Source organism: Nonomuraea spiralis, from assembly GCF_014648435.1.
Taxonomy (GTDB): Bacteria; Actinomycetota; Actinomycetes; order Streptosporangiales; family Streptosporangiaceae; genus Nonomuraea; species Nonomuraea spiralis.
The window spans coordinates 486330-505591 of the sequence record NZ_BMRC01000003.1; the positions used below are offsets into that span (position 1 = coordinate 486330).

Annotated in this window: 18 protein-coding genes; 7 read left to right on the forward strand and 11 right to left on the reverse strand. The window is 69.9% G+C overall.

The window, feature by feature from the left end; genetic code table 11:
* Positions 1 to 19 precede the first annotated feature (19 nt).
* From IEZ27_RS09605 to IEZ27_RS09615, 3 genes are all read left to right on the forward strand, one after another.
* The gene (locus IEZ27_RS09605) at positions 20 to 1066 is read left to right on the forward strand and encodes a phosphotransferase family protein (protein WP_125636971.1); all 1047 of its coding nucleotides are present in this window, start codon (positions 20 to 22) and stop codon (positions 1064 to 1066) included.
* Positions 1067 to 1084: 18 nt separating this feature from the next.
* Positions 1085 to 1837 (forward strand): SDR family oxidoreductase, encoded by a 753-nt coding sequence (locus IEZ27_RS09610; RefSeq protein ID WP_125636970.1) that lies wholly within the window; start codon positions 1085 to 1087, stop codon positions 1835 to 1837.
* Positions 1838 to 1928: 91 nt separating this feature from the next.
* The gene (locus tag IEZ27_RS09615) at positions 1929 to 3320 is read left to right on the forward strand and encodes a GH39 family glycosyl hydrolase (protein WP_229823774.1); all 1392 of its coding nucleotides are present in this window, start codon (positions 1929 to 1931) and stop codon (positions 3318 to 3320) included.
* 200 nt (positions 3321 to 3520) lie between these two features.
* Here IEZ27_RS09615 and IEZ27_RS09620 read toward each other — a convergent pair whose 3' ends face one another.
* Positions 3521 to 3916: a cupin domain-containing protein gene (locus IEZ27_RS09620; RefSeq protein WP_189646865.1), complete on the reverse strand. Its 396-nt coding sequence runs from the start codon at positions 3914 to 3916 to the stop codon at positions 3521 to 3523.
* Positions 3917 to 4012: 96 nt separating this feature from the next.
* Here IEZ27_RS09620 and IEZ27_RS09625 point away from each other — a divergent pair, with 96 nt between their 5' ends.
* Positions 4013 to 5119, forward strand: a complete 1107-nt coding sequence (locus IEZ27_RS09625) for a PucR family transcriptional regulator (RefSeq protein ID WP_189646866.1) — start codon at positions 4013 to 4015, stop codon at positions 5117 to 5119.
* Between the two features lie 141 nt (positions 5120 to 5260).
* Positions 5261 to 6043: a class I SAM-dependent methyltransferase gene (locus IEZ27_RS09630; protein ID WP_189646867.1), complete on the forward strand. Its 783-nt coding sequence runs from the start codon at positions 5261 to 5263 to the stop codon at positions 6041 to 6043.
* Between the two features lie 42 nt (positions 6044 to 6085).
* Here the strand turns inward: IEZ27_RS09630 and IEZ27_RS09635 are convergent, their stop codons facing one another.
* A complete protein-coding gene (locus IEZ27_RS09635; RefSeq protein WP_189646868.1) occupies positions 6086 to 6661 on the reverse strand; it encodes a TetR/AcrR family transcriptional regulator in 576 nt (191 codons plus the stop codon).
* 52 nt (positions 6662 to 6713) lie between these two features.
* On the opposite strand from IEZ27_RS09635, the gene IEZ27_RS09640 reads away from it, so the two are divergent.
* Complete coding sequence (locus tag IEZ27_RS09640; protein WP_189646869.1) at positions 6714 to 7178, forward strand: DUF2867 domain-containing protein; 465 nt, start codon at positions 6714 to 6716, stop codon at positions 7176 to 7178.
* A 33-nt stretch (positions 7179 to 7211) separates the two neighbouring features.
* Here IEZ27_RS09640 and IEZ27_RS09645 read toward each other — a convergent pair whose 3' ends face one another.
* Both IEZ27_RS09645 and IEZ27_RS09650 read right to left on the reverse strand, forming a co-directional pair.
* Entirely contained in the window at positions 7212 to 8417 is a 1206-nt protein-coding gene (locus IEZ27_RS09645) for a DUF418 domain-containing protein (RefSeq protein WP_229823776.1), read from the reverse strand.
* 70 nt (positions 8418 to 8487) lie between these two features.
* Complete coding sequence (locus tag IEZ27_RS09650; RefSeq protein ID WP_189646871.1) at positions 8488 to 10674, reverse strand: hypothetical protein; 2187 nt, start codon at positions 10672 to 10674, stop codon at positions 8488 to 8490.
* 532 nt (positions 10675 to 11206) lie between these two features.
* Here IEZ27_RS09650 and IEZ27_RS09655 point away from each other — a divergent pair.
* Positions 11207 to 11764, forward strand: a complete 558-nt coding sequence (locus IEZ27_RS09655) for a hypothetical protein (RefSeq protein WP_189646872.1) — start codon at positions 11207 to 11209, stop codon at positions 11762 to 11764.
* Here the strand turns inward: IEZ27_RS09655 and IEZ27_RS09660 are convergent.
* From IEZ27_RS09660 to IEZ27_RS09690, 7 genes are all read right to left on the reverse strand, one after another.
* Positions 11736 to 13052, reverse strand: a complete 1317-nt coding sequence (locus tag IEZ27_RS09660) for a lipopolysaccharide biosynthesis protein (protein ID WP_189646873.1) — start codon at positions 13050 to 13052, stop codon at positions 11736 to 11738. The genes IEZ27_RS09655 and IEZ27_RS09660 overlap by 29 nt on opposite strands.
* The gene (locus tag IEZ27_RS09665) at positions 13045 to 13848 is read right to left on the reverse strand and encodes a polysaccharide deacetylase family protein (RefSeq protein ID WP_125636959.1); all 804 of its coding nucleotides are present in this window, start codon (positions 13846 to 13848) and stop codon (positions 13045 to 13047) included. The genes IEZ27_RS09660 and IEZ27_RS09665 overlap by 8 nt, the downstream gene beginning before the upstream one ends.
* Positions 13845 to 14786, reverse strand: a complete 942-nt coding sequence (locus IEZ27_RS09670; protein ID WP_189646874.1) for a glycosyltransferase family 2 protein — start codon at positions 14784 to 14786, stop codon at positions 13845 to 13847. Before IEZ27_RS09670 ends, IEZ27_RS09665 begins: the two co-directional genes overlap by 4 nt.
* Before the next feature lie 11 nt (positions 14787 to 14797).
* The gene (locus IEZ27_RS09675; RefSeq protein WP_125636957.1) at positions 14798 to 15631 is read right to left on the reverse strand and encodes a glycosyltransferase family 2 protein; all 834 of its coding nucleotides are present in this window, start codon (positions 15629 to 15631) and stop codon (positions 14798 to 14800) included.
* Between the two features lie 149 nt (positions 15632 to 15780).
* Positions 15781 to 16911 (reverse strand): GNAT family N-acetyltransferase, encoded by a 1131-nt coding sequence (locus tag IEZ27_RS09680; RefSeq protein ID WP_189646875.1) that lies wholly within the window; start codon positions 16909 to 16911, stop codon positions 15781 to 15783.
* Positions 16908 to 17276: a hypothetical protein gene (locus IEZ27_RS09685; protein ID WP_125636955.1), complete on the reverse strand. Its 369-nt coding sequence runs from the start codon at positions 17274 to 17276 to the stop codon at positions 16908 to 16910. Before IEZ27_RS09685 ends, IEZ27_RS09680 begins: the two co-directional genes overlap by 4 nt.
* A 274-nt stretch (positions 17277 to 17550) precedes the next feature.
* Positions 17551 to 19128, reverse strand: coding sequence for an RNA polymerase sigma factor (locus IEZ27_RS09690; RefSeq protein ID WP_189646876.1), 1578 nt, complete (start codon positions 19126 to 19128; stop codon positions 17551 to 17553).
* Positions 19129 to 19262: the final 134 nt, after the last annotated feature.

A 19262-nucleotide genomic window follows, 5' to 3' on the forward strand; every position in this document is an offset into this window, starting at 1 on the left:
GGCGTTCTAATGTGTGTCCATGACCGTACCAGGGATCGACTGGCCTCGACTGGTCGCGTGGCTGGGCAGGAACGTGCCGGACGCCGGGGAGCCGCTGTCCGTCTCGCTGATCTCCGGGGGCAGGTCGAACCTGACCTATCTGGTGGAGGCGCGCGAGCGCCGGCTGGTGCTGCGCAGGCCGCCGCTCGGTCACGTGCTGCCCACGGCCCACGACATGCGCCGGGAGTGGCGGGTCATCTCCGCGCTCGCGCCGACGCCCGTCCCGGTGCCCGAGCCCGTCGCCTTCTGCGCCGACGAAGAGGTGGTCGGGGCGCCGTTCTACGTCATGGGGTACGTGCCGGGCGCCGCCGTGCAGACCAGGGCCGAACTGGCCCGGCTGGGCGAGCCGACGCCGGCCCAGGCACGGCGGTTGTCGGAGCGGCTGGCCGAGGTGCTGGCCGCCATCCACGCCGTGGACTACCGCGAGGTGGGGCTCGGCGACTTCGGCCGGCCCGAGGGGTACCTGGCCCGGCAGCTCGACCGCTGGTGCCAGCAGTGGGAGCGGTCGAAGACCGCCGACCTGCCCGACTACGACAGTCTCGTACGGCGGTTGCGCGAGCGGCTGCCCGCCCACTCCGACAGCACGCTGGTGCACGGCGACTACCGGCTCGACAACACGCTGGTGCGATCGACGCCGCCGCCGGGCGAGATCGAGATCATGGCGGTGGTCGACTGGGAGATGTCCACGCTCGGGGACCCGGTGGCCGACCTGGGGCTGACGCTGACGTACTGGCATGATCGCGGGGACGACGAGCGGGCCCGCATCCCGGTGGCGGGGGACGTGACGGCGGCGCCGGGTTTCATGAACGCCGCCGAGTTCGCCAACCACTACACCAAGGTGTCGGGACGCGATATTTCGGACCTCGGGTTCTATGTGGCCTTCGGCAACTTCAAGCTCGCGGTCATCGTGGAGGGTATCCACGCCCGGTTCAAGCAGGGTAAGACCGTGGGGGAGGGGTTCGACCGCATCGGCGCGGCCGTGCCGACGCTGATCTCCCGCGCCCATCGCATGCTCGACCAGCCCTGACCCCCCTCAAGGAGCGCCATGAGCACAGTTGCACTGATCACCGGAGCGGCGAGCGGCATCGGCGCCGCGGTGGCCCGGCGGCTGTCGTCGGGCGGTGTCAGGTGCGTCCTCGTCGACCGTGACGGCGAAGGCGTCGAACGGCTGGCCAAGGAGGTCGAGGGCGCGTGGCTGGCCGCCGACGTCAGCGAGGAGGAAGCCTCTCTGGAGGCCGTCGCGCTGGCCGAGCAGCGGTACGGCCGCCTCGACCTGGTGCACCTCAACGCCGGCATCTCGGGCGGCGTCGACCTCGCGGACTTCGACCTGGAGCGCTACCGCGCGATCGTCGGCGTGAACGTGGACGGCGTGGTCTTCGGCGTACGCGCCAGCGTCCCGCTGCTGATCAGGTCGGGCGGCGGCGCGATCGTGGCCACGTCCTCGCTGGCCGGGCTGGTGGCCTTCGCCGGCGACCCGATCTACACCATGACCAAGCACGCCGTCGTCGGCCTGGTCAGAGCGCTGGCCGAGCCGCTCGCCCAGCGCAACATCCGGATCAACGCGGTGTGCCCGGGATTCACCGACACGCCGCTGGTGGCCGCAGCGCGGGAGATGTTCGTGAACGCCGGATTCCCGCTGCTCACGGCCGAGGACGTCGCCGCCGCCGTCGAGACCGCCTTCTACGCCGAGACGCCGGGCACCCTGCTCGTCGTGCAGCCGGGTAGGCAGCCGGTGCCGTACCGTTACACCGGGGTTCCCGGGCCCGCGGGCGGTCAGCGGCCACCCGCTTCTGATTGATGGCAAGTCTTTCGCAAGCGGGACGATTACCGTCATAAGGGCAGGGCACTGCCTGGCCCTTGTACGTTGCGTGATGGTAAGGAGCGTTCCCGTGATTCCGAGCGAGGGCAAACACGCGCGCAGACGGCCGACCTGGCCGATCGCCCTTGGGGCGGGCCTCCTCGCGGTCCTGCTCGTCGTCGGCATCATGATCTACGCGGGCATGCGGTCGAACTCGCGCCAGGGGTTCAAGGGCGGCGAGGTCGCCGACGTCGGGCCCTCGCAGGCGCCGCCCCAGCTCGACCAGCCGCCCGTGCTCCAGGACTGGCCCCGGTGGGGCGTCACGCACACCCAGTACAGCACCGAGACCGAGCCGCGGCAGGTCGTCGACCAGGCCAGGGGCATGCTCGGACGGGTCCCCATGCTGCAGAACCAGCACATCATGGGCTGGGGCGTGGGCAACCCCGAGCCGAGCCCCGGCCAGTTCAGCTTCCGCGACCTCGACCGGCGGCTGACGTTCATGGCGTCCTCGCGGGCGGTGCCGGTGATCACGCTGTGCTGCGCGCCCGACTGGATGAAGGGCGGGCAGCCCGGACGTACCGACTGGAGCAAGAACCACACCGTCGCCCCCGAACCCGAGCATTTCGACGACTACGCCAAACTCGCCGCGCGGGTGGCCAGGCAGTACCCGACCGTCAAGTACTACATGGTGTGGAACGAGTTCAAGGGCTTCTGGGACCCCTCGACCAACCGGTGGGACGCCGAGGGGTACACGCAGCTCTACAACAAGGTCTACACGGCGTTGAAGAAGGTGGATCCGCAGATCAAGGTGGGCGGGCCGTACATGCCGATCGAGAGCGGCTCGGGCGGCGGCCTCTCCGACCTGAAGGGCCCGTGGGGGACCGTCGACCAGCGGGCGCTCGACGCGATCGAGTACTGGATCCAGCACAAGAAGGGCGCGGACTTCATCGTCGTCGACGGCGCCTCGATGACGAACGACAAGGGGAACGTTCCCGACGACTTCGCCGCGCTCGGCAAGTTCAGCGCGATCACGACGTGGCTGCGGCAGAAGAGCGGCGACCTGCCCGTGTGGTGGGCCGAGTGGTACGTCGAGCCGGAGAACTCCGGCTGGAGCGAGGAGCGGCGGACGGCGGTGCAGGCGGCGGCGATGATCGAGTTCGCCAGGAGCGGCGTCACCACCGCCCTGTACTGGAACCCGCAGGTGAAGGGGACCGGTGAGTGTCCCGGCTGCCTGTGGGCGCCGGGGCGGGGGGACGAGATGCCGATGGCGGGGCTGCTGAGCGGGTTCACCCGGTGGTTCCCGGCGGGGGCGCGGCTCGACGGGGCGGTGACGTCGTCGGATCCCAAGGTGAAGGTGCTGGCGCAGGAGCAACAGGTCGTCATGGTGAACACGTCGGACCGGGAGGTCACGGCGACGGTGGACGGCAGGACGGTGACGTTGGGGGCGTACGAGATCAAGTGGTCCGGCCGGGGCGGCGCCTGACGACGCCGATGGTTGCCGCTCTGTTGACCGGCCACCGGGTGGGTCTGTTGTGAGGTCGTTGACGGGAAGAGCCACCAGCCGGTCGTCTCCGGTGCGCTGCCCGACGCCCAATCGGCCACCGCCTCTACGGTCACTCGCCCGTACCGCTCGCTTGCAGTGGGCTTCGGTCGTACGGCGAGCACACCCAACACCCCCCGACCTCACACCCGAGCCTCCAGTCGCCCGCCGTCCGGCACCGTGACGACCATGATGTTGCTCGGGATGTCCAGCTCGATCCGATGCCACCGCCCCCGTGGCACCACGACCGCCGTCCCCGCCGTCAACCGGATCTCCTCCTCCCCCTCTCCCTCCCGCTCCGGCCGCAGATACAGGCGGATCTTCCCGATGAGGCAGGACACGATCTCCTCGGCCTCGGGATGCACCTCCCACTGATCGGCGTGCACGTCGGCGGCGGTCTTCGCGTGGAAGGCCGTCAGCCGCCACCCGTCCGGCTCGGGGGCTGCGGTACGGCGCGCGGTGTGGATCTCGCCGTCCCGCCGGAGGTGCACGGAGGACGCGAAAAGATCGATCGGAACGACACCCTTGTCCAGATCCATACGAGCCATCATCCCGATCAGCGCCCTGAGGATCATCCGCCACCCGTCGCGCACCTGCCATGGATGGCGCGCCGATCGTCGCCTATCCTCCTGGGCATGGAGGCACTGGCCCAACGGTTGTCGCACCTCGATCCGGAGGCCGGGGGAGCGGTCCGGGTCGTCATGTTCTACGACACGCTGATGCGCCGCCGGGTGGACCTCCCGGCGCTCGCCCGGGCCTCGGCGGTCCTGGCCGAGTGCGTGGCCGGGATCCGGCTCCACGGCACGGGCCAGGTCATCCGCGTCGGCCCCGACGGCCGCGAGGCGCCCACCACGTCCGCCGTGCCCACAACGCCTACAGCGCCCCCTGCTGACGCCACGGACGGCACGGACGTCGCGGACGCGGCGGGGCGGGTCGCGTACGTCACGACGGCGATCACGCTCGACGAGGAGGAGATCGGCGCGGTGTGGCTGGAGCGGCCCGGACCGCCCGTCCCGCTCGACGAACTGCTGCTGGACCGGCTCGCCATCGCCGCCGCGGCGGTCGTCGAGCGGTACGGCCCCGCCCGCACCACCATGGCCGACCCCGCCCTCGTCGAGCTGGTGATCAGCGCCGACGGCGACGAGGCGGCCACGGCCCGCGCGCTGCGGCTGCTGGGGTTCGCCGCCGACGCACCGGTACGGGTCGTCGCCGTCCGCTCGGAGTTGCCGCTGGACCGGGTCGCCGGGCTGATCTGCCCGTCCAGGCCGGTGAAGGCGGCGCCGCTCGCGGACGTGGGCGTCGTGCTGGCCACCGCCGTCGATCCGGCCCGGTTCCCGGCGGGCGTACGCGCGGGCATCGGCGCCGCCGGGCATCCCGTACGGGGCTGGCAGGAAGCCCGTACGGCCCTGCGTTTCACCACCGCCCGCCGGCCGGTCGTCCACCACGACGACCTGGGCGCGCTGGCGCTGCTGGCCGAGGTGCCCCAGGACGTCGCGCGGGGCAACGCCGACGTGGCCGCGGTCACCCGCCTGGCCGCCGATCCGGACGACCTGGAGACCCTCGACGCCTACTGCGCCACCGGCTCCCTGCGCCGCGCCGCCGACCTGCTGCACCTGCACCACAGCAGCGTCGCCCGGCGCGTCGAACAACTCGGCAGGAGCCTCGGCATCGACCTCACCGACCCCACCGGCCTGGTCCGCGCCAGGCTCGCCCTCACCTCCTGGCGACTGCTCGACACCTGACTCCCTGACGCGAACCGCGAACCGGGGTACAGCCGGTCGCCGCCCGGCACGGTCCACCACCTCACCGATCCGGACACCCCGAGAACGTACAGTGGTCATCCATAAGCTGAAAGTAGCCGACTTGTGATGTCAGGGGCTGTGATGACCGACCACAACAGCGAGCCGCCCATCGTGCACATCATCGACCCGATGAGCGCGGCCTACGACGCCGCCTTCAGCACCTTCCTGGCCCACACCGACCAGAAGATCCGGGCCCGCGAGGAGCTGGCCCGGGTGGTGGGCCGGCTGCCCCGCCACCGCGCCCTGATCGACGCCGGCGCCGGGACGGGCGAGACCACCGCCTGGCTGGCCCCCATGTTCGACCGTACGATCGCGATCGAGCCCAACGAGCACATGCGGACGGAGCTGGCCCGCAGGTGCCCCGAGGCCACCGTCCTCGGTGAGGACATCGCCGTCGCCGAGCCGGGCGTCCTGGCCGACCTCGTGTTGTGCGCGCACGTCCTGTACTACCTGCCCCAGCCGTCCTGGTTGTCGCAGCTCCAGCGGTTGGCGTCCTGGACCGCCGAGGGCGGCTTCACCGTGGTCGTCCTGCAGAACCCGGACAGCGACTGCATGCGCCTGCTGCGCCGGTTCACCGGCCACCGCTACGACCTGGACGCCCTCGGACGCGCCTTCGCGGCCACCGCCGGCGCGGAGTGGGAGGTGGGCATCAGCACCGACCCGGCCTTCATCACGATGCCCGACCTGGACACCGCCCTGGCCATCGCGCAGTTCATGCTCAACGTGATCCCGTTGCCGCAGGCGCCGCCCGTCTTGGAAGAGGTCGCCGCCTACCTCGACGAGCACTTCCGCACGCCGGAGGGCTACCGGCTGAGCTGCGACCAGGACTTCCTGGAACTCCAGCACAACGGCCCGGAGGAGTGAACGGCTCTCATCGGGCCGGGCGGGCGGAGGGGTGACCGGCACTCACCGGTCCCGGGCGGGTGGCGGGGTGACGGCCATCGTGAAGGCGGTCTCGGTGAGGAGGGCGTGGTCGAGCGGGATGTGGGGTCTCGTGCCGCGTTCGAGTTGCTGAAGGCCGAGCACGACCGCCAGCGCGAGCAGCGCGCGGCGTTCGGCCTCCTCCGCGCCGAAGCCCAGCTCCGCCAGCAGCCCGGCGACGAAGTCGACGCGGCGGCGGGTGACCCGGGTGACGATGTCGGTGACGCCCTCGCGTTCGGCGTCGAGGTAGAGGCGGCTCTCGCCGCCGCGCCGCCCGGCGCGGGCCGCGACCGTGGTGAACAGGGCGCGCAGCCGGGCCCGCGGCTCGGCCTCGGCGGAGGCGGCCGCGATGATGTGCTCGGTCTCCTCGGCCTCCCAGCGTTCCATCACCGCGCGTACGAGCGCGCCGCGGTCGGCGTGGTGCCAGTAGAAGGAACCCTTGGTGGCGCCGAGGTCGCGCGCGACGGCCTCGACCCGCACCGAGTCCAGCCCGGTCCTGGTGAAGCGCGCGTACGCGGCCTCCACCCACTTGTCCGCCGTGATCCGGCCCCCTTGCGCCACCCGCCATACGGTACCGTATAGTCCTCGCCATACGGCACCGTATGGAGGCGTCATGAGAACACCCGTCTACTGGTCGTCCGCGCTGGAGGACATCCCCGCACCCGACTACGCCGACGTGATCATCGGCGTGCTGCCGCCCCGGGCGACCACCGATCCGCAGGCCTGGGCGAAGGCCGTCTTCTCGATCCGGTCCCTGCCCCTCTGGATCGCCGCCGCCATGGGGCTGCGCCAGATGATCGTCCCGCTGATCGGGATCCCGCGCGCGCCGCGCGACGTCTTCCAGGTCGCCCGGGTCGAGGGGGAGGAGGCGCTGATCGTGGCCGACGACCGGCATCTCGACTTCCGCTGCGGGGTGGCGGTCGATCCCGAGGCCCGGCTGGTGCGGGTCACGACCACGGTCCGGCTGAAGGGCCTGCGCGGCCGGCTCTACTTCTGGCCGGTACGGTTCATGCACCCGATCGTCGTCCGGTCCATGCTCCGTGCGGCCCGGCGCCGCCTGGGGGCGTCCGGAGGCTGACGACGCCCTACGGCCCCTCGGGCCGGGCGGCTCTCAGGCGGCCTGCGTGGAGTTGCGGTCCCGGTGCCGTTCGCCCGTGGGCCTGCGCCAGTACGTGAGGAAGCGCAGCACCCACTCCACCGGGCCGTACCGGTGGCCCTTGAGCCACCAATGGCTGTAGAGCACCTGGACGGCGAAGATGCCCAGCGCGATCAGCACCTCGGCGCCGGGGCTCACCTGGTCCACGAGGGCGAGACCGTAACCGGTGAAGATCAGGGAGCAGATCAGCGACTGGCCCAGGTAGTTGGACAGGGCCATGCGCCCCGGGGCGGCCAAGGCCCGGCCCACCCGCGGCAGGTACGGCAGCACCCGCAGGAACGTGGCCGCGTACGCGGCGGCCAGCAGCGGCGCGGTCACCAGGTCCACGGCCTCGCCCAGGAACTTGTTCACGGTGTGGTTCCAGGCAGACTGCGTGTAGACAAAGGCGCCGGCCAGCCCGACCGTGAACCCGATCCACTGGAGCCGGCGCAGCGCCACCGTGTGGGCCGACAGGTTCCGCAGCGCGCCCAGTTTGCCGACCGCCAGCCCGATCAGGCACGCGGCCAGCACCGCCGGCCCCTGGAACAACACCCGCAGCAGGACGATCAGGGACAGCTTGCGCATGTGCTCGGAGATGATCTGCCAGAACATCCCGCCGAGCGCGGTGTCGGACCTGGCGGCCTCGGCGGTGCCCTCGGCGACCGTGCCGGACGTGTCCAGGCCGACCATGGCCAGCAGGGCCAGCAGCAGGAAGCCGAGCGCCAGCATCAGGGTCAGCAGCACGGCCAGCACGACCGCGGTCTTCGGGCCGATCCTGCGCAGCACCAGCAGCGCGATCCCGACGAAGGCGTACGTCGTCAGGATGTCGCCGGGGAACAACAACACCGCGTGGGCCAGGCCGATCAGCAGCAGCCCGGCCAGGCGGCGCAGGAACATCGGTACGAACGCCCGCCCCTGCCGTACGGCCGAGTCGAGCTGGAGCGTGAAGCTGTAGCCGAACAGGAAGGAGAACAGCAGGTAGAACTTGTTCTCCATGAACAGGGTCACGAGCCAGCGCACGACCCAGTCGAGCGAGGAGTCGAAGCCGGGCTCCGCCATCCCGGCCATCCGGTAGCCGGAGGCCAGGAAGGCGATGTTCACGACGAGGATCCCCAGCAGGGAGAATCCGCGCAGGGCGTCTACAGAAGCGATCCTCGCAGCCGCGAGTCGTGCGTCGGGCATAGCGGGATGTGTCTCCTGTGTCCTCATCAGGCGTATATCATCCCGCAAAACCTTAGCGTTTCCTGTGAATTCAGTTATTTGATGCGATGTGGATGAATCTCTCGATGATCACTGCTAGGGAGATCGCGAACGCCGGGACGGCCAGGAACACCAGCCCACGACGCGCCCGTTTGGCCCGGTTGGGCCCGTTCAGCCGGATGACCTCGTAGCCGAACAGTGCCACCCAGGTCACGACCAGCGCCCCGATGCCCACGGGCGTCCACGGCGAGGTGGGGTCGCCACGCCCCTTGTACGGGTTGGGATCGGGGATCTCCGTCCCCTTCACGAACTTCTTCCACGTGTAGAGCGCCGCGTCCTCGTTGGAGAAGACCTTCTTCAGGTCGGGCGAGGCGTCCAGCGCCGCCCTGAACCTGGTCCCCCAGTCCTCCGAGAAGCCCTCGTTGAGCTGCAGGTAGCTGACCTGTCCCCGGCTCACCATCAGGTACGAGTTGCGCGGCTGCTCCTTCAGCTTCCGCACCGCGTCGGCGATCTGCGTCGGATCCTTGTGCACCAGCGCCTGTACGCCGAAGTTGACCAGTTCGACGTCCCGTTCGCCCCACGGCAGGGTCGGCGTGACCTCCGGGCCCTCCTTGGGCACCAGGTAGAGCACCTTGGCGCTCGGCTTGTCGTGGTCGTAGACGTAGTGCAGGGCGGCGACCTCGCCCGTGGTGACCCGTTCGAACTTCTCGTTGCCGTACCGGGCCAGCAGGAACGCGAAGGCGAACAGGACCGCGAAGCAGGCCGCGAGCACGACCGAGATCTTCCTGGTCAGCTCGGGGTTGAAGCGCACGTTCCGCTTGCGCAGCGGCACGGTCTCCTCGCGTACGTCGGCGCTGTCGGCCGGCAGGTTCGGGAAGAACGCGAACGCGGCCAGCAGGCAGGAGCCCGGCAGCGCGAACATGTAGATGCGCAGGCCGATCTCGCCGCCGTAGCTCTGCAGCCCCAGCGCCAGCACCGGTACGCACAGCAGGATCAGCGCGGCCCGGTCGAACACCCCGCGCCGCAACCGCCTGAGCAGCCCGGCCGCCGCCAGCGAGAGGATGACGACGAGGATGCCGAGCCGCGCCTGCAACACGAGCGCGTGCGCCGGGTCGCTGCCCTCGACGCGGTCGGAGGTGGCGCTGCCGAGGTTCTGCAGGATCCTGCCCAGCCCGCCGAAGATCGCGTCGATCTGGCCCGCCCAGAATCCCACCGTCATGTAGCTGATCCAGGCCAGCGTCACAAGCCCGAGGAAGAACGGCAGCGCCCACGTCAGCGAGGTCCGCTTGAAGATCAGGAACGCGGTGACGACGCCCATCATCATGAACGGCGTGATCTGGTGCGAGGCCACCGACGCGAGGAACAGCGCCAGCAACATCAACAACATCAGCAGCTTGTCGGCCCGGTACGTACCGGTGTTCGCCAGTTCGCCGGGCGTCATCGCGTCGAGCTTGCCGAGCAGCTTGCGCAGCCCCTTGGGCGGGACCGGCTTCGTACGCGGCTCCACCCGTCCGAACCAGCGCAGCAGGATCGCCACGAACGCCAGATACAGCGCGAACGTGAAGCCCTGCGGCGAGAAGTAGTCCTGCCCGATCCACTGCACGAGGATGAACAGCAGCGCCGCGAACCAGCGGGCCTTGGTCGTCGCCACCACCTGACGCAGGATCAGGACGAACGGCAACAGGTAGAGCAGGTTCGACAGGAGCGGCGTCCACTGCAGGATCGTCGTCATGTCGGTGATGCCGGCGGCCTTGGTCACGAACGCGAACAACGCGAAGAAGCCCGGCCACCCCATACGGGCGTCGATGCTGATCGCCGTCTCACCCGTCCTGGAGATGAACTCCACGAAACCGGCATGAATGTACGCCGTGGGGAAACGCGGCTCGGACGCCACCAGCGCGCCCGCGCCGTGCAGGGCGAACGTGATGGCGGCGATCTGGAACAGCAACAGGAACTTGCGGTCGGTGCTCTGGGCGACCGTGACGAAGAACGACACGATCATGATCAGGATGGCGATGAACGCCGTCACCGGCAGCGCCGAGATCAGGCCCAGGCCGTTGATGTTCGCCGGGTCCACACCCCGCAGCGGGCCCGGGGCCACGCGCAGGGCGAGAATGTACATGAGCAGGCCCTCCAGCACGAGGACCACGGGCAACCACTTGGGCGCACTGGCGATCAGCGCCCCGACCCGCCCCCCGGCGACCCGGCCCTTCTGCCCACCTCCGCCCCCGTCCCGCACAACCCCACCAGCGGGCCCGGCGGCCTCAGCCTCCAAAACCCCAACCCCAGCAGCACCACCGGAACCGCCACGACCAGCCCCAGCGGGAACAGAACCACCGGGGCCAGAACCGCCAGGGACAGAACCACCGGGGACAGAACCACCGGGGACAGAACCACGGGAGGCAGTGCCACCAGGGGCGGAACCGCCACGAGCAGCGCTGCCGTCAGTCGCCCTGGAACCCGGCGCCCGGAAGGCCACGGTCCGCCCGTCAGCCTCCCCAGCCCCGTCTTCCCCGGTGCCGGCCGTCTCGGAACCGGCACCGACGCTCTTGGCCCCGGCCCCACCAACACCGTCAGCCTTCGGACCGGCTCCGCCGTCACCCGCAGTCTTGGCACTGCTCCCACTGGCGCCGGCCGTCTTGGCGCTGTTCCCATCGGCGCCGGCCGTCCGGCCACCGGTCCCGCGAACACCGCCGGCCGAGCCCGAACCCGCCGGACTCGAAGTGCCCGCGTCTGTGCCTGTGTCCGGCGCGCCCTGGGTGGGGGTGCTTGTGGGCATCGGCATGGTGCCGGCGCTGGACGCCCCCTTCGGAGCCGAGGCCGAACCGTCCGAGGCCGCGCTCTCCGAACCGGACGCCTCCTTCGCGGGCGCGTCGCCCGCCGGGGCAGCTCCACCCGCATGCGGCGGCGCGGACGTGAACGCGTTCGGCCCGGCGACCGTCGGCGGTTCAGCCTTGTCCCGCTCGGCGAACGCCTGGGAAGGCGCCGAAGACGACGAAGACGCCGAAGACGACGGCTCGTCGGCCGTCGGGGGACGGCCGATGTGCACGGTCCCGGGGATGCGGAAGGCCGTCGTCGTGTCGGCGTTCACCTCCGCCGGGGGCTCCGACGTCTCCTCGGAATCCGCGGGGTCCTCGGAGGCGCCGCCCTGCCCGGTGTCGAACGTCAGCCGCGGGATCACACCCGTGGCCTCCGGATCGAAGGGCGCCTCTGTCTCCTCCACGGCGTCCTTGCGAACGTCCGAAGAGCCGGTTTTCCCCTTAGTCATGCCATCGCCGTCCCGTTGCCTCACGTTGACCATCATGCGGCCCCGGACGACCCCTGAGTGACAGTCGGCTGTCCAGTTTCACCAAAATTGAGAATTTTGCGAAGATTTCCGAAGATCAAAAGTGCCACCAGCAGCTCGCTGAAGAGCAGCCCGTAACCCACCGCGTTCACCCCGAAGGTCGGGAAGAGCGCCACCGTGGACACCAGCACCAGCACCGCCAGCCCGATCTGCACCAGCGCCAGCGTGCGCGCGTGGCTCTGGGCCCGCAGCGCGCTCAGGTACACCTCGATCAGCACCCGCGGCAGTACGGCCAGCGCCATCAGCCGCAGCAGCGTCGAGCCCTCGTCGGCGAACTGCGCGCCGAAGATCGTCAGAATCAACGGCGCCCCGAGGAACGCGACCACGATGATCGGCGTCACGATCATGAAGCCGCGCCGCAGCGCCCGCCGGCAGTTCAGCGCCAGCTTGGAACGATCGAAAGAGCCTTCGACCGTCAGCGACACCGCCATGTTCATGGCCAGCAGCTCGATCATGCTGGCCAGGGTGTGCGCCATCGAGAAACGCCCGAACGTGGCCTCGCCCACCTTGGTCGCCACGACCACGGGCACCAGGTAGACGATCGCCAGGATCGACAACGTCCCGGGGAAGTCACCGGCCAGGAACCGGCCGATCTGCCGCAGTTTGGGAGGTTCCTGGGCGGCGCCGACGCTCTTGACGTGCCGGGGCACCACCACGCCGAAGATCAGCCAGTTGACGGGGATCAGCGCGAGCGCGGTCGGGATCATCCACGAGACGAAGATCCCGCCGTCGGGCAGCGCGCCGGCCAGCGCGACCAGCAGTCCCATCTTGACCAGGCCGAACACCAGGTTGTTGACCGGCACCCAGGTGGCCTTGCGCAACCCGGTCAGTACGACGTCCTGGAGGGTGAAGACGGCCCACACCAGCACCGAGGCCAGGAAGAACAACCCCGGCCCGAACCCGGCCAGCACCGAGTACGTCGCCCCCCACAGCGGCAGCGTCAGCAGGAAGCCGAGCGCCGCGACCCCGCCCGTGGCGGCGGCCAGGCCGTAGCCGCGCAGGATGAGCTCGGGCGTGCGCCGCCCGGCCACCGGCAGGAAGCGGGCCAGCGCGCCCACGAAGCCCAGCGCGGTCAGCGAGGCGAACAGCCGCATCGCGGTGATCACCGCCTGGCCGCGCCCGAACTCCTCTGGGGTGTAGAAGTGCGCCGCCAGCAGCCAGTAGCCCATACCGAGGGTGCCCGTGACGACCGTGTTGGCCATCAGGGCGTAACCCTGGCGGAAGAGCGGATTGCTGAGGTCGCGGAGGATCTTTTCCCGCAGGCTAGACATTTCCGCGCACCCGTTGCAGTCCGTACCTCGTCCGCCGGACGACCGCGTAGCCCTTGGTGAGGATGCGTTCGCGCAGGTAGATGAGCGGGACGGCGTTGCCTTCGACGGCGCGTCTGAACATGCTGATGGTCGTCGGCTTGCCGACCGTCAGGCGGGGGATGGCGAGCATGTCGTGGCGGTCGGCCGCGATCGTGTTGCTCACGGCGCAGGCGGCGAAGTAGCCGGCCTTGCGCACCTCGTGGCGGACCCTGGCGCTGGAGTAGCCGTAGGGATAGGCCATGGTGGCGACCGGCGCGCCGATCTTCTCCTCCAGCAGGCCCTTGTTCCGGCGCAGCTCCTGCCGCAGCTCGTCGGTGCGGAGCTGGTCGAGCTGCGGGTGGCTGTGGCTGTGGCCGCCGATCTCGATGCCGGTCTGCGCGGCCTCGCGGGCCTGGCCCCACGACAACATGTCGTCGAGCGGCCGGCCCGCGGCGTCCTTGCCCGCGTCGGACACCCAGCCGCTGGTCAGGAAGACCGTGGCCGGGAAGTTGTAGCGGTCGAGCAGGGGCAGCGCCTGGCTGTGGAAGTCGGCGTAGCCGTCGTCGAAGGTCAGCACGATGGGCTTGTCGGGCACCGTACGGCCGTCGATCTTGTTCAGCGCGGCCACCAGGTCGCCCAGCGTGAGCGCGGTGAACCCGCTCTCCGACAGGTACGCGAGCTGTTCGGACAGGTCGGACGGCCGGACGGCGTGCGGGCGCGTCTCGTCGTTGGGGGTGTCGCTGACGGAGTGGTACATCAGGATCGGAATGCGGATCATGAGCGTGCCACCTTCAGCCGTGCGGTACCCACCACGTAACCCCAGGTCGTCCAGGCCAGGCCGACGACGATCGCGGCGGCCCTGCCGAGGCCCGCCACGTCGCCGCGCAGGGCGTCGCCCACCCCGCGCAGCGCGCCGAGCGGCAGCGTCTTCATGGCGTGGGCACGCTCGCTGGCCAGCCCGTCCTGGGTGCCGACCTCCCGCGTGACCAGGGCCTTCGACAGCCCCTCCGCGTAACACCTGGACCTGAAGTAGGCGAAGCCCTCGCGCTGCCTGGACACCTTGTGCCCGATGACGGCGCGGGGCTCGAACAACATGACCGAGCCGGGCTTGCGCTGGCTCAGCCGGATGCAGAACTCGGTCTCCTCGCAGCCCAGCGGGCGCGACTTGCGGCCCTGCACGCTGCGGCCGATGCCGCTGTGGAAGCCGCCGACCTCGGCGACGACCTCGCGCAGGAAGGCGGCGTTGCCGCCCATGACGTTACGGATGGGCGCGCGTACCGCGGGCATGCCGCGGTACGTGCACCCGACCGTCCAGTCGAACTCGTACGGGAACCAGCGGGGCCGGCGCTTGGACGCCCACAACGGGTCGGTACGCCCGCCCACGCCCACAACACCGGATACCTGGAAGCCCTCCTCCAAAGCCTCCAGCCACCCCGCATCGGCGACCGCGTCATCGTCGAGGAACGCGACGATCTCACCGGTCGCCGTGGCGACACCGGTGTTCTTGCCTCCGGACAGCCCCTGCTCGTGCGTGTTCTCCACCACGATGGCCTGTGGATAGGCGCGCTTGAGCTTCAGATGCAGGTCCGGATTGTGGTCGACCACCAGGATCAGCTCGTGTGCCGGGCGTGTCTGGTTCTCGACCGACTCGACTGCCTGCCTGATGTCCTCCCAGCGCTCTTCGGTGTAGACGCAGATGACAACAGACGTGTTCACAACGGTTCCTCTTACGCGACGCCTCGGTCAGCGGCGGGAGTGGCGGTGGGCTCAGGCTGAGGGTCGGAGGGCTGGCGGCGCCACTCCTTCAGGATCGTCTTGAGCACACGGAAGCCATCTCGTACGGCACGCAGGTTGCTCTCGCCGTGAATGCGGTTGCGTTCGTGGCTCGGCACCTCGTGCACCTTCAGCCCGGCCTTGGCGGCCCGCACGTTCATCAGGGTCTCGACCTCGAAGCCGTCGCAGTCGAGGTCGAGCACGTCGAGGTGACGCGCCCAGAACGCGTTGTAGCCGTAGCACAGGTCGGTGTAGCTGGTCTTGTACATGACGTTGACGATGCCCGTGAGGACCTTGTTGCCGAGCCGCCGGTTGAGCGTCAGGTCGTCGCTGCCGCCGCCGGCGGCGTAGCGCGAGCCCTTGACGAAGTCGGCCCCGGTGACGAGGGCGCCCACGAACGAGATGATCTCGCGGCCGTCGGTCGAGCCGTCGGCGTCGATCATCACGATGATGTCGCTGGTGCACGCGGCGAAGCCGGCGGACAGGGCGTCGCCCTTGCCCTTGCCGGTCTGCGTGACGATCTTGACGTTGGGCCGCAGGCGCTTGGCGACCGCGACCGTGTCGTCGACGGAGTTGCCGTCCACGAGCACGATCTCGTCGACCCACTGGGGGATCGTCGCGAAGACGTGCGGGAGGTTCTCGGCCTCGTTCATCGCCGGGACGACCACGCTCACCGTTGGGGAAATGGCCAGGTGAGGTGTGACCGGCGTGAAGCTGGACGGGGGAGGCATGGAACGCAAGGGCGACTTCTGGGCCTTGCCGTTGTGCTTGGTGATCTCGGGACTCATGGCGAGGGATATCCTTCCGGGGCCCGACCCTGCCTACCGCACGGAGTCATCCCCGGGTGCTGCGGGAATGGCGGAGCCGACGAGCGGAGCATTGAAGGGTCCTGTGGAGTGAGGGTGTGTGCTGGTGCCGGGGGTGGTACCGGGAGCGCTCAGCCCGCTCCCGTTGGTTCCTTGACTACATTGGGTGACTCCTGCTGCTGCTGCATCGAGGTGCGCACCCGACCAAAGCCCTTGAGGACGCGGTCGGCCGCCCTATAAAGAGACGGTCGATCCATGACGATTGTTCGAGCTTTGTTGAAAGGAGTTCGGCCCATCCAGTGCACCGCCGCTGTCGCGGACGGGCGGGAGATGCGGCCTTCGGCAACGTACAGGACCCCGCTCTTGAGCCAGTCTTTGTACTCCTTGCCGCCCTTGCCCATGTCGACCATGTGCATCCCGTCGTTCGCGGCGGCCTCGGCCATCTGCAGATGGTGGACGATGCCGGGCGAGTATCGGGCGTACTCGGTGTCGTAGGCGGGGAACCACCCTACAAGCGTCGTGGCGGTACGGAGACCGAAATGGCCCGCGACGGGGACGTCCCCGGCATAAAGCATGGTGAGGATGCCGGAGAAGTCCGATGACTTCTCGGCATGCATCATGTCGATCAGCTCGACGATCCACGGCTGGGCGAACCGGTCCACCCGGCCGGTGCGCCGGTACTGGTCGGACTTCCAGGCCAGGAGCGTACGCAGGACCTCCGGGTCGGTCGCGTTCCACTCGAAGCGCAGCCCGCCCTGCTCCCGGCCGAACTTGCGCTCCTTGTAGCGGACGGTCTTGAGGTTCTTGGGGGAGTTGGACTTGACCTGCTCCAGCCAGGAGTCGAAGCCGGAGGTGAAGTCCATCACCGGGGCCGGGCGCACGTCGGCCTCGTACGGGGCGAACGTCGGCTGGCCGGCGACCATGTGGTCGAAGTCGAAGACGCTGAGCTTGCAGGCGCGCAGGAGGTCCTTCGCGTCGATCCGCAGCTCGGGGGTCGCGATCAGGCCATGGCAGGTGGTGAGGAAGCCGCCGAGCGGCTTGCCGATGCCGAAGCTGTGCCGTTCGTACGGGAAGAAACCGGCGATGCCGTTCCCGTCGGAGAGGACCGCCACCCTCACGTAGTCGCGCAGGCGGTCCATCGCTACGGCGAACTCGACCGAAAGGAACGGGTTGTCCAGACTGGGGTCGGCCTTCTGTAGCTCACGCCATCGGGCGCGTTCGGAGTCGCCGAGGTCTCTCGGGCGTACTACCTGGATGTTCACCTTGCCCTGGCCCCCTGTTCGGTCTGCATGTTCTTCCCCCGGTACAACACGCGAAGCACGTACATGAACCCTCCGAGCACGGCGACCGTCGCCACCCCTGCTCTGGGCGACCATGCGTTGAACAGCAGCATGGCTTCGGCGAGGAGCACGTTCAGGACGAGGCTGGCCGCAGCTCCTACTGATAGTGCGGCAAGCGGGTCACGATCGCGCAACAGTCCCACCACCGCGGCCCCTGGGACGACCAGAAGGAACAAGGAGATCAGGAGCGGGCGTAGCGGGGTGTCGAGGTCGAACAAGGCGACTACGGCTCCCGCTATGCAGGCGAGTGCCAGCAGCCATGCCAGCGCTCTGCGGTGCTTGAGCATCTCCTGTTTCTCTCCTGATCTTTCTGGTTAAGACATGGTTGATCGCATTTCATGGGACCAATCCGTGTCCGGACACGTCAATGCCGACGCTTGGGGGCCCGCCGAGGTTCACCGGCATGGCGAACTTTCTCATGTGACGTCCGCCACATGACGTGGTCACTCCGGGTTTCCAGGCGTGTTCCCCAAGCTAACCAGAATGCCCTATGTGGCCTATGATGTTCGAGCCAGGGTCCGGTTTATCCCGTTATGTCGCTTCTGGCCTGGGGGTTGTTCGTCACCCTTGGGGTGCTGCGTCCAGATTCGAGGCCTGGGTCTCGCTCGGCGCCTCGGACGGCTCGGGGGAGGCCGGCGGGTCCGAGGGCGGGTCCGGCTGCGGGGCGCGGTCGGCGTTCCAGGCCAATGAGCAACTGGCGGTGCCGCCGTTCGAGGTGAAAGAGACCCGGCCGCGGCCGGCGGCGCTCGGGTCGATGACGGTCACCCAGATCGACACCGACCCGCCCGCCTTGATCGAACCGGTGGCGGGGAACACGTCCAGCCCCTGGGACGCGGTCGCCACCCAGGAGACCGAGGCGTTGCGCGCCCGCATCCTGATCTTGGCCGCGCCCTCGATCGAGGCAGGGCACGACGTGCCGAGCCGGGCGACCGGTACGGGCCTGCGACGGCCGGTCGTGGGCACGGCCGGCCTGCCGCCGGAGCGCCGGGCCGTCGGGCGCGTCGTCGGCGCGGCCGGCGCGGACGTCTTCGAGGCGCTCGGGCTCGGCGTGGGCTCGGGCGTCAGCTCGTCGTCCAGCGCCGGCTCCGGCGTGACCGTCCGCTCGTCAACAGAGGGGGAGGCGGAGGCGGAGGGGGCGGGCGTGGGCGCCTGGCGCATCGCGGCCGGCGCGGTCCGCCCGCTGTCGGCGCCGTTCATCACGACGACCGCCCCGGTCGCGGCCAGCACGCACGCGCCGGCCAGCACCACCGGCCCGAGGCGGCGCGGCCGGCGGCGGCGCGAGCGCCGTTCGGCGGCCACGGGGAAGCCGGTCCTGTCGAAGTTGTCGCCGCGGTCGGTGATCAGCGTCCTGGTCTGGTCCCGCTGAGGGTTGACGCACGTGTCGATCACCCGGCGGCGCAGCGAGAGCGGCGGGAACTCCACGGGCACCAGGCCGAGCAGGCGGGTGGCCGAGACCCGCCGGTGCTTGCCCTCGGTGCACACCTCGCACCCGGCGATGTGCGCGGACAACCGCCGCCGCAGCAGCGGGGTGAGCGGCCCCTCCCAGGAGTCCACCATCGCCGACAGGTCCGGGCAGTGCGCGCGGCCCGTCTTCGCCAGTACGACCGCCGCGGCGGCGTTCTCCAGCTGGTCGCGGGCCCGGCGCAGCCGTGTGGCGGCCTGGCGGGAGGTCAGCCCCAGCACCGAGGCCACCTCCGCAGGCGTCACGCCGTGCCGCAGCGACAGCTCGACGATCTCGCGCTCGTTCCCGCTCAGCTCGCCCAGCGTCTCGCGGACCAGCCCGGCCAGCTCGGCGAGCTCGGCGTCGGGCGCACCGGCGGGCTCGACCCGCGGGACGCCGCCGGGCGGGGTGCTGCGGTGCGCCATCCTGGCCCGTACCTGGAACCTGGTCAGCGCGTACAGCCAGGCGCGCAGGCGGCCGGGCTCCTTCAGTCGCTCCACGCAGCCCTGCGCGGTCACCAAAGCGTCGTGCACGGCGTCGGCGGCCGCCTCCCGGTCGCCGATCAGGGAGAGGGCGTAGTCGTAGAGCCGTTCGCCGTAGGAGTCGTACAGAGTGGCGGGAGCATCGGTGTCGGCCCGCCGCAGAGCCTCGACCAGCTCCTGGTCGTCGGCGCGGCCGATCGTCGGCCATCCAGGCACGGATTCCCCTCCCCGCGGGCGAAACGGGCGCTCAAGGCCCCCACGCGGGAGAGGACGCCGCCTCGATCGGCCAGGTTGACCGGTACGGCCCGGATCATGCCGAACGGGCATGACCTCGTGATTCCTGTGACGGG

What these genes read in the sequence shown, in the direction of transcription:
- IEZ27_RS09675 (WP_125636957.1), bottom strand. Translation starts at nt 15,631, where the DNA reads ATGAGTCCCGAGATCACCAAGCACAACGGCAAGGCCCAGAAGTCGCCC.
- IEZ27_RS09630 (WP_189646867.1), top strand. Translation starts at nt 5,261, where the DNA reads ATGACCGACCACAACAGCGAGCCGCCCATCGTGCACATCATCGACCCG.
- IEZ27_RS09645 (WP_229823776.1), bottom strand. Translation starts at nt 8,417, where the DNA reads ATGCCCGACGCACGACTCGCGGCTGCGAGGATCGCTTCTGTAGACGCC.
- IEZ27_RS09610 (WP_125636970.1), top strand. Translation starts at nt 1,085, where the DNA reads ATGAGCACAGTTGCACTGATCACCGGAGCGGCGAGCGGCATCGGCGCC.
- IEZ27_RS09625 (WP_189646866.1), top strand. Translation starts at nt 4,013, where the DNA reads ATGGAGGCACTGGCCCAACGGTTGTCGCACCTCGATCCGGAGGCCGGG.
- IEZ27_RS09665 (WP_125636959.1), bottom strand. Translation starts at nt 13,848, where the DNA reads ATGATCCGCATTCCGATCCTGATGTACCACTCCGTCAGCGACACCCCC.
- IEZ27_RS09660 (WP_189646873.1), bottom strand. Translation starts at nt 13,052, where the DNA reads ATGTCTAGCCTGCGGGAAAAGATCCTCCGCGACCTCAGCAATCCGCTC.
- IEZ27_RS09640 (WP_189646869.1), top strand. Translation starts at nt 6,714, where the DNA reads ATGAGAACACCCGTCTACTGGTCGTCCGCGCTGGAGGACATCCCCGCA.
- IEZ27_RS09620 (WP_189646865.1), bottom strand. Translation starts at nt 3,916, where the DNA reads ATGGATCTGGACAAGGGTGTCGTTCCGATCGATCTTTTCGCGTCCTCC.
- IEZ27_RS09685 (WP_125636955.1), bottom strand. Translation starts at nt 17,276, where the DNA reads ATGCTCAAGCACCGCAGAGCGCTGGCATGGCTGCTGGCACTCGCCTGC.
- IEZ27_RS09605 (WP_125636971.1), top strand. Translation starts at nt 20, where the DNA reads ATGACCGTACCAGGGATCGACTGGCCTCGACTGGTCGCGTGGCTGGGC.